The organism is Virgibacillus sp. (assembly GCF_013393565.1).
Classification (GTDB): domain Bacteria; phylum Bacillota; class Bacilli; order Bacillales; family Amphibacillaceae; genus Virgibacillus; species Virgibacillus dokdonensis.
The window spans coordinates 1-12,635 of sequence record NZ_JABXHF010000004.1 but is presented as its reverse complement, the minus strand read 5'-3'; the positions used below and the strand labels follow the sequence as shown (position 1 = coordinate 12,635).

General features: G+C 38.7%; 11 protein-coding genes and 1 pseudogene. 9 read left to right on the top strand and 3 right to left on the bottom strand.

Annotated features, from left to right (window positions below; translation table 11 throughout):
- Positions 1-27 precede the first annotated feature (27 nt).
- The 7 genes and pseudogenes from HLX49_RS01595 (at position 28) to HLX49_RS01565 (ending at position 7,774) form a co-directional block, all read left to right on the top strand.
- Complete coding sequence (locus HLX49_RS01595) at positions 28-1,224, top strand: class I SAM-dependent rRNA methyltransferase (RefSeq protein WP_101932745.1); 1,197 nt, start codon at positions 28-30, stop codon at positions 1,222-1,224.
- Between the two features lie 294 nt (positions 1,225-1,518).
- Positions 1,519-2,478, top strand: a complete 960-nt coding sequence (argF, locus tag HLX49_RS01590) for an ornithine carbamoyltransferase (protein ID WP_101932744.1) — start codon at positions 1,519-1,521, stop codon at positions 2,476-2,478.
- Between the two features lie 157 nt (positions 2,479-2,635).
- Positions 2,636-3,898, top strand: a pseudogene (locus HLX49_RS01585) (L-lactate permease); the annotation flags it as partial.
- 265 nt (positions 3,899-4,163) lie between these two features.
- Complete coding sequence (locus HLX49_RS01580) at positions 4,164-4,868, top strand: FadR/GntR family transcriptional regulator (RefSeq protein ID WP_101932738.1); 705 nt, start codon at positions 4,164-4,166, stop codon at positions 4,866-4,868.
- Between the two features lie 44 nt (positions 4,869-4,912).
- Complete coding sequence (locus tag HLX49_RS01575) at positions 4,913-5,650, top strand: (Fe-S)-binding protein (RefSeq protein ID WP_101932737.1); 738 nt, start codon at positions 4,913-4,915, stop codon at positions 5,648-5,650.
- Positions 5,647-7,083, top strand: coding sequence for a LutB/LldF family L-lactate oxidation iron-sulfur protein (locus tag HLX49_RS01570; RefSeq protein WP_296360633.1), 1,437 nt, complete (start codon positions 5,647-5,649; stop codon positions 7,081-7,083). Before HLX49_RS01575 ends, HLX49_RS01570 begins: the two co-directional genes overlap by 4 nt.
- Entirely contained in the window at positions 7,070-7,774 is a 705-nt protein-coding gene (locus HLX49_RS01565) for a LutC/YkgG family protein (RefSeq protein WP_296360631.1), read from the top strand. The genes HLX49_RS01570 and HLX49_RS01565 overlap by 14 nt, the downstream gene beginning before the upstream one ends.
- Before the next feature lie 456 nt (positions 7,775-8,230).
- Here HLX49_RS01565 and HLX49_RS01560 read toward each other — a convergent pair whose 3' ends face one another.
- The 3 genes from HLX49_RS01560 to HLX49_RS01550 form a co-directional block, all read right to left on the bottom strand.
- Entirely contained in the window at positions 8,231-8,407 is a 177-nt protein-coding gene (locus HLX49_RS01560) for an N-acetyltransferase (RefSeq protein ID WP_296360629.1), read from the bottom strand.
- On the bottom strand, positions 8,407-8,697 hold the full coding sequence (locus HLX49_RS01555; RefSeq protein WP_237342789.1) for a hypothetical protein: 291 nt from the start codon (positions 8,695-8,697) through the stop codon (positions 8,407-8,409). Before HLX49_RS01555 ends, HLX49_RS01560 begins: the two co-directional genes overlap by 1 nt.
- Positions 8,698-9,036: 339 nt before the next feature.
- Positions 9,037-9,546, bottom strand: a complete 510-nt coding sequence (locus tag HLX49_RS01550) for a hypothetical protein (RefSeq protein WP_483372440.1) — start codon at positions 9,544-9,546, stop codon at positions 9,037-9,039.
- A 414-nt stretch (positions 9,547-9,960) separates the two neighbouring features.
- Between HLX49_RS01550 and HLX49_RS01545 the strand changes: the two genes are divergently transcribed.
- Both HLX49_RS01545 and HLX49_RS01540 read left to right on the top strand, forming a co-directional pair.
- Positions 9,961-11,460, top strand: coding sequence for an MDR family MFS transporter (locus HLX49_RS01545; RefSeq protein WP_296360627.1), 1,500 nt, complete (start codon positions 9,961-9,963; stop codon positions 11,458-11,460).
- A 135-nt stretch (positions 11,461-11,595) separates the two neighbouring features.
- Positions 11,596-12,324: a MerR family transcriptional regulator gene (locus tag HLX49_RS01540; RefSeq protein ID WP_296360625.1), complete on the top strand. Its 729-nt coding sequence runs from the start codon at positions 11,596-11,598 to the stop codon at positions 12,322-12,324.
- Positions 12,325-12,635: the final 311 nt, after the last annotated feature.

Sequence of the window (12,635 nt, the reverse complement as noted above, 5' to 3'; positions counted from 1 at the left end):
AGAAAAACGTAGGTTAGGAATGAAAAAATGGCTAAAGAAGTAACATTACACATAAACGATGATTATAGCAAACAAATGCGAGAAGGGTATCCGCTTATCCATAAAGAAGCTGTAAAGGAGCAGGAATTGCCAGAAGAGGGCTCCATGGTTCGGTTATTAGATATGAAAAATCGTTTTATCGCTAATGGATATATCGGTGTCCAAAATAAAGGGGTAGGCTGGGTATTGACGCACCGTCAGGATCCATTGGATCTTGCAGCGTTATTTCAGTCTAAGATGTTAGCGGCGATGAACAAACGCCAAGGCTTTTTTCAATCTCCGGATACAAATGCGTTTCGCATATTTAATGGCGAAGGAGACGGTATAGGTGGTTTAACAATTGATTATTATGCGGGTTATTACTTAATCAACTGGTATAGTGAAGGGATCTATGCATATAAACAGCTTGTAATCGACGTTTTAGATACATTAGGCAATTATGATGCCATTTATGAGAAAAAGCGATTTCGCAAACATGGTGAGTACGTGGAAGACGATGATTTTGTAAAAGGAGAGCGCGGAGAATTTCCGATTATTGTGAAAGAAAATGGCATGCATTATGCCGTTTATTTAAATGATGGTGCTATGACAGGTATTTTCCTAGATCAACGCGATGTTCGTAAGGCAATACGTGATACATATGCTGAAGGGAAGCGTGTTTTAAATACGTTTTCTTATACGGGTGCGTTTTCCATCGCTGCTGCTTTAGGTGGAGCTGAGAAAACGACAAGCGTGGACCTCGCAAAACGGAGTAAGTCAAAGACTGTAGAACAGTTTAGTGTAAATGGGGTTGATTTTGAGCAACATGAAATTGTGGTCATGGACGTATTTGATTATTTTAAGTATGCGCGCAGAAAGCAATTACAATATGATTTAGTCATCCTTGATCCTCCTAGTTTTGCACGATCTAAAAAACGAACATTCCGTACAGCAAAGGATTACCCTACCTTGCTTCAAGATGCCATTTCGATTACAAGTAATCATGGTGTCATTGTTGCATCCACCAATAATGCTAGTTTTGGTATGAAGAATTTTAAAGGATTCATTAAGCAAGCGTGTAATAAAATGCACGTGAATTTTAACATTCTGGAACAGTATCAACTGCCAGCTGACTTTCAAACGAATAAACAGTTTATCCAAAGTAATTACTTGAAAGTGTGTATCGTAGAAATACAGAAAAAATAAGTGTGAAGCTTGGTATAAGACAATTGCTTGCTATTCATCTTTTGTAAGCAAAAGCTGTCGTATTTCCTGAAATTTTATATCTTTTTATAGTGGAAAGCTCCGTTCACCTCTTGCGTGTATGGAGCTTTCTTTCCCATCAAGATATACTTACTACAAAGAGTTTTGATTACCATTTTCTTTCACCATAAAAAGATTTTTTATTAGAAATTACAAACAATGTAGCATGTTCCTATTGTATATTTATTATTAATAGTGCATAATAATTCATAAACAATTAAAAAAGGCGGCGATAGGATGGTAATTGGAGTGAAAGAAACGTTAAAAGGTTTAAAAGGGAGAGACTTTTTAACCTTGGCTGATTATACCCGTGAAGAAATAGAAGAATTAATTGATTTTGCGCAAAGATTGAAAACAAACTATAAAAATGGTAAGCAAGCCCCTTTGCTACAAGGTAAGACGTTAGGGATGATTTTTGAAAAATCTTCAACGAGAACGAGAGTGTCTTTCGAAGTTGGAATGTATCAATTAGGTGGGAACGGTATTTTTTTAAGTTCCAATGATTTACAAATTGGGCGTGGAGAAACGATTGCAGACACAGCGCAAGTATTGTCAGGATATTTAGACGGAATTATGATTCGCACTTTTTCGCAAACAGATGTAGAAGAATTAGCAAACAAAGCTAATATCCCCGTAATTAATGGGCTAACAGATGTATATCATCCTTGTCAGGTCTTAGCTGATTTGTTAACGATAAAAGAAATAAAAGGTCGGCTTCAAGGCGTAAAAATAGCCTATATAGGCGACGGCAATAATATGGCACATTCGTTAATGCTTGGCGGGAGCATGTTAGGAATGGATGTTGCGATAGCATCTCCGAAAGACTATCAACCAGTTGAGGAGATTGTAACCGAAGCTAGCAAACGAGCTTATCAGTCTGATGCGAGCCTCCTTATTACGGATGACGCTCGAGAAGCTGTACAGCAAGCGGATATTATCTATACAGATGTTTGGGCGAGTATGGGGCAAGAAGCAGAGCAAGCTAAGAGAGAAGTAGCGTTTGCTGATTTCCAGGTAAATAGAGAATTAATGCAACTAGCAAAAAATGAGGTCAACTTTATGCATTGTTTACCAGCCCATCGCGGGGAAGAAGTGACTGCTGAAGTGATGGATGGTTTACAATCCGTTGTTTTTCAGCAAGCAGAAAATCGATTACATGCTCAAAAAGCTTTATTAGCTGCTTTAATGAGCGATTAAGTGGAAGTTCACAGGATATGTGCTAGAATTTGTAGAAAAGTCGCTGAAGTTCACAGGAAAGCTGTTTGAAGTTGATCATTTATTCGCTGAAGTTCACATTATTTACAGAATATGCAAAACGATACTACGATAAAATACACGTTTTCTGCGTTTAAGGTTATTCGGATCGTTAATAGAGGGGGCTGCTGGTTTTGGGACACCAGCAATGGTAACTGGTCCATTAATGATCGCACTTGGTTTTCGTCCTTTAGCGGCTGCAACACTTGCTTTAGTTGCCGATAGTACAGCAGTTGCTTTTGGTGCAGTCGGAACTCCAGTTGCTGTTGGTTTAAGCACACTTCCAGAAGCCAGTCCTACGTTTTTTCAAGAAATAGGTATTGCTATTACGACACTGGATTTATTTGCAGGAACATTTATTCCATTTACGTTAATTGTGATTATGACAGTGTTTTTTGGAAAAGGAAAAGGGCTGAGAGATGCATTACCAATGTTACCGTGGACGTTACTAATTGGTATCGTTTACACGTTATCTGCTTTGTTATCTGCCGTTGTATTTGGGCAAGAATTTATTGCGATTTTAGCTTCCTTAACGGCTTTAATTGTTGCAACTTTTACTGCAAAACAGGGGTGGCTACTACCAAAAAAATCTTGGCAAGACGCATTACAGGAAGATTTTCAGTTAGAAACGAAGCCATCAAGTATGGGATTGTTTGCTGCGTGGTCACCGTATGTCATTGTCGTTGTTCTATTGTTAATGACGCGAATTATTACACCACTTGCCGAGTTTACAAAAAGTGCCATCGATTTTTCTTGGACGAATATTATTGGGGTGGAAGGCATCACTTCCAACTGGGAGTTTTTGTATTCCCCTGGAACTGTTCTAGCAATAGCAGCATTGGTATCGGTTTTTCTACATAGAAAACGTTTTTCCGTTTTTGCTACTGCGGCAACTCAGTCTTTTTCTACTATGAAAACGACAGCGATATCTTTAATAGCTACATTGGCTATGGTGCATGTGTTTACCAATTCAGGTATGAATGCTCATGATTTAGTAAGCATGCCGCAGTATATAGCAGCGTCTTTAGCGAGTTCTTTAGGATCTATTTGGTTTTTAGTAGCTCCCTTTGTTGGTGAACTCGGATCGTTTATTACGGGAAGTGCTACCGTGTCAACGTTAACTTTTGCACCAATTCAACATAGTGTTGCAAATCAGATAGGTGTGGACGTAAATGCTGTGTTAGCAGCGCAAATCGTGGGTGCAGGAGCTGGTAATATGATTTGTGTGCATAATGTCGTAGCAGCCAGTGCAGTCGTAGGCTTATCCGGGAAAGAAGGCGATATTATAAGGAAAACATTGTTACCAGCCATTTTATATGGCTTGGTTATTGGACTAGCTAGTTATGTTATCTTCTATGTGTGATGTTAAAGCATACTATCATTAATAGTACGATACAAATGCAATTGGTTGAGATTATACGATAGGCAAGTACTAAATTTAAAGGTTTATTGTATAAGAAAAACGATTTCCCCATAGGAATTAAGCAAAGTTTTTCTAAAATATGCATTTATATTCTTATTTGTAAAGCGATTGCTAGTTTATACAATGTGCATGCCCCTTCCTTGGTAAACTTTGCAAATAGTAGGGCATCAAGTAAAATGGGTTCAAACGAAGGGAAGTGGGAACGATGAAATACAAGCGTATCCAACCAAAAAAAATTTATGAACAAGTAGCTGATTCAATTATAGATATGATTAAATCTGGAGAGTTACAACCTGGGGACAAGTTGGATTCTGTGGAGAAATTAGCAGTGAATTTTGAAGTAGGACGATCTGCCATTCGTGAAGCACTTAGTGGACTCCGTTCAATGGGGTTAATAGAAATGCGCCAAGGGGAAGGTACATATGTGAAGACATTTGATGCTAAAAGATTCACGCTTCCGGTTAGTACGGCGTTTTTAATGAAACGTCAGGATGTACAAGAACTTTACAAAGTCCGAAAAATATTGGAAGCAGGCGCTGCTAGATTAGCTGCTGAAAATTATGAGGAAGCAGATTTACTAGAAATGGAACGAGCATTAGTCGTTATGGAGCATGCGAAAGGAAATGAAGCTTTAGCTGAGCAGGCGGATACCGAATTTCATCTCGCCATTGCTAAAGCGACGCATATTAATCTATTAAATCATTTAATGGGTAGTGTTGCCGAACTCATGTCAGAAACAATACGAGAAACAAGACAAATATTATTATATACCGAAGATCGTGCAGATATTTTGTTCCAAGAGCATCAACGAATTTTTGCGGCAATAAAAGATAGACGGGCAGATCAAGCGGAAGAAGCAATGTACGATCATTTAGAAAAGGTAGAAGCAATCGTGTTTAAACACCTGTAAGTATCTTTTCTGCCCGCTTCAGATAGAAAAAAGGGGTGAACGTAATGAAGGTTTCATTATTTATTACATGTGTCAGTGACATCATTTTTTCCGATGTCGGTAAAAATACAGTGGAAATTCTTGAGCGTGTCGGCTGTGAGGTGGATTTTCCCGCAGCGCAAACTTGCTGTGGTCAGCCAGCATATAATAGCGGGTATGTAAAAGAAGCGAAGCAATCGATGAAACAAATGATGCGAGCTTTTCAAGATTCTGAGTATGTCGTCGGTCCGTCAGGCTCATGTGTCGGTATGTTAAAAGAGTATCCTGCTATTTTCAAAGATGATCCAGAGTGGGAAGAAGCTGCTATCGACTTGGCCAATAAAAGCTATGAAATCACACAGTTTTTAGTGGATGTTTTAGGTGTGACAGATCTTGGAGCGACATTTAAAGGTCGGGTTACTTACCATCCATCGTGTCATATGACACGTATTCTTGGTGTGAAGGATGCACCACAGACTCTTTTACGGCATGTGAAGGGAATGGAGTTTATCGAATTACCTGTAAAGGAAGATTGCTGCGGGTTTGGCGGAACATTTGCGGTGAAAAATCCAGAAATATCACAGGAAATGGTAAAAGAAAAATCACAGCATGTTTCCGAGACGAAAGCAGAATATCTAGTTGGCGCTGATATGGGCTGTTTAATGAACATTGGTGGTAGGATGAGACGAGAAGGAAAGAATGTAAAAGTTGTTCACATTACGGAAATTTTGAATTCACACGAACAAGGCGGGGGGATTGCATGAGTATTAAACTCGGAGATAGGTCATATCAAGAGCGTATTGAAACAGGAATAGAGAATGATTTCATGAGAGATGCTGTATCTTCTGCTCAAGGTCGATTTAGAAACGGACGTATCACGCAAGCGGAAGAACTTGGTGATTGGGAAGATTGGCGACAGCTAGGATCGGAAATTCGTACACATACATTAGAAAATCTCGATTACTATTTACAGCAGTTAAGTGAGCAAGTAGCTAAACGTGGTGGAAGTGTCTACTTTGCTTCTACAGCAGAGGAAGCAAATGCCTATATTGAAAAAGTGATTACCGAAAAAAACGCTAAAAAGATTGTTAAATCCAAATCGATGGTAACAGAAGAAATCGGTTTAAATCAGCAATTAGAAAAAATGGGAGCAGAAGTTGTGGAATCCGATTTAGGGGAATGGATTTTACAACTTGACGAAGATCCTCCTTCCCATATTGTTACGCCAGCTTTGCACAAGAATAAAGCGCAAATCCAGAAGACGTTTGCGGAAAAAAGAGGGTATAAGGGATCTGATTCTCCCGAAGAACTAGCAGCTTTTGCACGGGGACAACTACGAAAAGATTTCCTTTCTGCCGATGTGGGTATTACCGGGTGTAATTTTGCCGTAGCCGAATCTGGTGCGATTACGCTAGTTACGAATGAAGGAAATGCACGTATGGTTACTGCTTTGCCTGATACGCAAATAACCGTCATGGGAATGGAACGCATTGTCCCTACATGGGAAGATATGGAAGTGTTAGTAAGTTTATTGACGAGAGCAGCAGTTGGACAAAAATTAACCAGCTATGTGACTTCTTATACTGGCGCTAGGCTAGAAGGGGAAATTGATGGCCCCGATGATTATCATTTAGTCATTGTCGATAATGGTCGTTCAAAAATATTAGGCACAGAATTTCAATCTGCTTTACATTGTATTCGCTGTGCAGCATGTATTAATGTATGTCCTGTCTATCGACATGTCGGAGGTCATGCTTATAACTCTATATATCCTGGACCGATTGGTGCTGTGTTAACCCCATTATTGGATGGGTATGAGGATCATAAAGAATTACCCTATGCGTCATCCCTGTGCGCTGCTTGTACAGAGGCTTGCCCGGTGAAAATTCCATTACATGAACAGTTGATTCGCCATCGACAAATTATCGTAGAAAAGGAGAAAAAATCACCCGTAACAGAAAAGATGATGATGAAGGGATTTGCTCAATGGGCTTCGACTCCTGCTGCTTATAAATTAAGTACGAAATTGGCAAGAACAGCTTTAAAGCCGTGGACAAAAGAAGAGACGATTAAAAATGGCCCAGGTCCATTAAAAGGATGGACAGATGTAAGAGATTTTCCGGCACCAGCGAAACAATCCTTCCGTGCTTGGTGGAAAGAACGGCAGAAGGAGGAAATTCGTCATGACCATTCATAACCAAGATGCATTTTTAAGTAATGTAGCTGCCCATTTAGGTCGGCCGCGTCGTATGTCAGGAGTAGAGCGACCAACATGGAGTGTCCGCCCGCAAGATCGTGTGTTTGCAGGCTACTCCAAAGAAGAACTTGTTGCTGTATTAAAAAAGCAATGTAAAGCAATCCATACAGATGTTGTGGAAGTAAGTGCCGCTCAGTTGCCGAAAGCTTTATTACAGGCGATCGAGCGGTATGAAGGTAAAACGATTATTACAGCTCATGATGAGCGAAATACCGCTTATGGATTAGAGCCATTGTATGAACAACTTGGTGAAGAAATGGAAGTGCATATTTGGGATGCGCAGCTCGGTGAAGAAAATCAGCAGATTGCTGAACGAGCTGATATTGGTATCTCATTTAGTGATATCACTTTAGCTGAATCAGCGACAGTGACCTTATTTAATCATAAAGATAACGGCCGTTCGATTAGTTTATTACCAAAAAGCTTTATTGCAATCATTCCTAAAAGGACGATTGTACCTAGAATGACCCAAGCTGCTCAACAACTACACACATCTGTGGAAAAAGGGGAGGTTACGCCATCTTGTGTTAGCTTCGTATCTGGACCAAGTAATAGTGCAGATATTGAAATGAATTTAATTGTTGGTGTACACGGTCCCGTTCAAGCCACTTATATTGTCGTTGATGATTAAAAGATAAAGAGAATTTTCAACCCGTGGAGGATGAAAGCCCCCCCACGGGTTGTTTAGTATTATAGGAAAGTCTATAGAAGGAGTAGGGGGTTATAGTTTAAGAAAAACTATAGCTTTCACCATAAGACTTGGCGACAAGCCAAGTTTTTCTAATAAGATAAGAAAGCATAAAATTTGATGCTTAGTGAGAAGAAAAATACTGAATAGCCACGTCCAGCTCCATTGCCCAGCAACTAGGCGAAATCACGAATCGCCTTAAGCTAGGCCATTATCGGTTCGTGTCTAAGAGAAACGACTAAAAACGGGCTTGCCGCATGGCGTCGGCATACCTCTTTTTTAATGGGATTATTCCTTTATCTTTCGTTAATTCGTTCTAGTCGTTACGTTGCTAAATGACGCCCGAGCCTCTGGAATGAAGGTATTGTTCTTCATTGTATACGCTGATTTGCTTTTGGATTATAGATAGTAATGCATTATCATGAGCTCCCCTTTTGGACCCATTTTTCGAACACCTTCATCAATAAATCCGCAGTTTTTGTATAATCTCAGTGCTACCTTATTGGTACTATTAACAGCTAAGACAATCGCATTCGTTTGTGTGAAATTCTCTTTAACAAACTTAGGTAAAATCATTAATGCATTTTTAGCATAGCCTCTGCCTTGGAAACGGAAATCAGTTGAAATGATCTTAATAAGATGGATTTATTATTATTTGAATATGGTTTTACCCCGTCATTTTTATGTAAGACAAAAAAAGTTACAAGTTTATTTCCATCCATTGCTACTATTGAATAACGATTGAAATCCTCGTTTAATAATTGTATACAATCTTTTGGGTGTTTAGTATAGCGAAGTTGTTCTTCGGTTAATTCATAATTATTAATCACATTTTTGAATTTGTTATCGTAAAAATGAATTTTCATCTAAACCCTCCTTAGAGAATAGTATTTTTAACATTTTACCAGTTTTAATTGTGCAGTCAATATAAGAGTAGATAGTAATCTTCAATAACAAATGAAGTAGATAACATTAGGCCTATTCAACTTATATTTCTATTTGGAAGTCTCACAGCACTTTATATGATAAATAACTAAACAGGAGACGATTAGAGGTTAAATCTAAATCGGCTCCTGTTTTTTGTTTTCTCTACTATGGGAAAGTAAAAATGTTAGATAGGGTTTATCGTGCAGCCAAACGGTATTATATCGCTATAAAGAATGGATGAGAATTCGAGTTTTGCTAAACGGTGTAAGATGATGAATCTAAAAGCATTGGAATGATTGGATTCGATTAAGGTCGATGCCAAAGTAAACCCAATTGAAACCGGTCCAGCGGTATCCGGCAATAGAATTTCGTCCGACGAATGTAGGGTAGAACCAGAAAGCGTCTCTTCTTAACCAAATATACGTGTAGCGAAATAAACAATTACGAATGCCTCCTGGGTCAACCGCGAAAGTTTGTACTTGTGATTTTTGCGGTGTGAAGGCTGGGGGTGGAGAGCTTGGTGGTTGATTTCCGGGCCCTGAAGGTCCACCACCTTGGTTTCCCGGAAAAGGTGGAAATCCGCTGGTCGGTGCACCTGGAAAACCTGGCATTCCACCTCCACCGCTTGGCCCTGTAGGAAATCCAGGTGGAGGACCGGGCGGAAACCCTGGAGGGCCAAAAGTGCCGCTTGACTGCCCTGGCCCAAAAAACATATTTCCTAACGTGGAAAAAGGAAAAACGCGTTCCTGATTCAAGCTCGGATCATAATGATAGTCATATGGGTACATACATTTTCCTCCTATAAATGAGTCGTCTAGTTTACTATATGGGTCAACTGCCTTACCTGTTATTCATTTCCGACAAATGGGCGCACTTGTCCTAAATAGCTCGCTGTTTTAAAAAAAATTTACATGAAAAACTTATGCTTGCTAATAAAAATAAGTGGTGATAGGATTATCTTACTTTGTAAGCAAATAAAATGGATTTGTTCATGTGACAATCAGTGGAGGAATGAAAGAAAACTCCACTGATTGTTAGATTTACTCATGTACATTAGAAAGTATAAATTTTGGAGTTTAATGATAGCTTTCACCATAAGCCCTTCGCAATTAACCAAGTTTTTCTTATACTCTAAGCCTTAAAACTTTATACTTTCCTATAGTATAAAAAAGAATAATTTACAACGAGGAAGGAATTTTATAATGCGTTCAACAAACACAGAGTACGAATATTTAGCGGATGATCCGAATTTTAAAGTAATGCCAATTATGCTGTCATTAATTATTGGTGCATTCTTTGCTATTCTTAATGAAACATTACTTAATATTGCCCTTACGACATTAATGAAAGAGTTCCAAGTGTCTTTGACAACGGTGCAATGGATGGCGACAGGATTTCTTCTTGTGATGGGCATTGTTATACCTGCTTCTGCTGTTTTACTACAATGGTTTACAACAAGGCAATTATTTTTAGGGACAATGATTGTATTTACAGCGGGTACAACTATTGCCGCTTTCGCACCGTCATTTCCCATATTACTTACAGGTAGATTAATTCAAGCTGTGGGTACTGGTTTATTGATGCCAATTATTTTTAATGTGTTTCTGCTCATTTTTCCCCCACATCGAAGAGGGAAAGTGATGGGGACGGTAGGTCTTGTCATTATGTTCGCACCTGCAATTGGCCCTACCTTATCCGGCGTGATTGTGGAATATTTAGGATGGCGTTTTCTATTTATTACGGTTATACCGTTTACCTTGTTTTCTATAGCATTTGCTTATAAATATTTGGTAAATGTTTCAGAAACTACAAAACCAAAAGTGGATATTCTTTCGCTCGTTTTTTCTACGATAGGCTTTGGAACACTTATATATGGATTTAGTGCAGGTGGAGAAAAAGGATTCCTTAACCCAAGTGTGTACAGTTTCATCGTTATAGGTGTGTTGGGAATTACCATCTTTTCTTTTAGACAATTTAAGTTAAAGGAACCTGTTTTGGATCTTCGAGTATTTAAATATCCGATGTTTACGCACGGGATGCTGATGTTTTTAATTATTATTATGATGATGTTTTCTTCAGAAATAATCTTACCTATTTTTATGCAGGGAGCTTTAGCGTTTACTGCAGCTAAGGCAGGAATGCTATTATTGCCTGGTAGTCTCATTAATGGCGTCATGTCTCCTGTGATGGGACATTTATTTGATAAATTTGGCCCACGTGTCATGATGATTCCTGCGACGATTATTTTAAGTAGTACGATGTTCTTGTTAAGTAAATTAAACGAAAATACAGAAGCATGGATGATTATTGTTGCTTATATTATTTTAATGCTCACTGTTTCTGCCATTATGATGCCAGCAGAAACAAATGGATTAAACCAGTTACCGAAACGGTTGTATCCACATGGGACGTCTGTGATGGCAACACTTCAGCCCGTAGCGGGGGCTGTCGGTGTTTCTGTTTTTATTAGTATGTTAAATGCTAGGCAAAGCCTTTATCTAAGTCAATCGGCAGCTCCAAATGATTCCGAAACAATAAATGAGGCAATGATTATAGGAGTAGAGTTTGTTTATTTTATTGCATTTGCTATTTCGATCATTGCGGTTATCTTAGCATTTTTGGTTTATCGAGCAGTTCCAAGTGAACAGTTTAGTGACGTAAAGCAACAAGGAAATCCTGAGAAACAGAGTAATGAGAAATAATTTAGAAAAGCGTTGCTAGAAGGTATTGACTCTAACGTAACGTTATCGTTTATGCTTTTTCTATAGGGTTTAGGGATTATAATACAAGGAAAATGACAGCTTTTACTATTAAAAAAAATTAGGGAGGGATATAGGTTGCAAGTAAAGGAAGTTGCTGGTTTAGTTGGTGTTAGCATCCGTACGCTTCATCATTATGATGCCATTGGTTTGCTAAAGCCGGAACATACAACCGAAGCAGGTTATCGCATTTATACAGATGATGAATTGGAACGGCTACAGCAAATTTTATTTTATAAAGAAGTTGGCTTTCCTTTGAAAAAAATAAAAGCCATTTTAGATAATCCTACCTTTGATCAAGTTGAAGCGTTAGAAAAGCATCGCGAACGATTGCTTGCTAAACGAAGCCAAATTGATACGATGCTAGAAACGATTCAAAAAACGATTCAACATACGAAAGGGGAAATGAACATGAGCAACAAGGAACGCTTTGCAGGCTTTGATTTTAGTAACAACCCTTACGAGCATGAAGCGCGTGAGCGTTGGGGGAATGAAGCTGTTGACAAAGCAAATGCCAAGATTAAACAATTAAAGGACGAAGAAAACTTGCAACAAATCATGAACGATTTGTATCGCAGGCTGGCAGAGATTCGTAATGAAGATCCTGCTTCAGACATTGCACAACAGCGAATTGGAGAATGGTATCAACTGTTAAATCATATAGGAACCTATTCTTACGACGCTTTTAAAGGCTTAGGAAAAATGTATGTAGAAGACGAACGTTTTCAGAGAAATATTGATCAATTTGGGGAAGGATTAGCCATTTTTATGCGTGATGCCATGGCAATTTACGCAGATCATCGTTAATATGTGGCGACTTTAAGCTTTCCAATGGGCAGGTAAAGCTTCGGTGAGAGCGCATGGACCCGCTGAGACTGTAGAAATATGTAAAGTCGCTGAAGTTCACAATTATAGACGAGTTGCTACACCTTAAATCAATAAAAAACAGTAGAATCAAAACGCTACTGTTTTTTATTGTCAAGGAAATTATCACTAGCGTTGCATAAAAAGTAATGCTTCAAGTCAAGCGTTAATTTTCCATTTGAGACATATGTAACAGAATTTTCTGATATATGTTATTTGTACACAATGAAAAAAAGACAACAGGCATGAGAGGT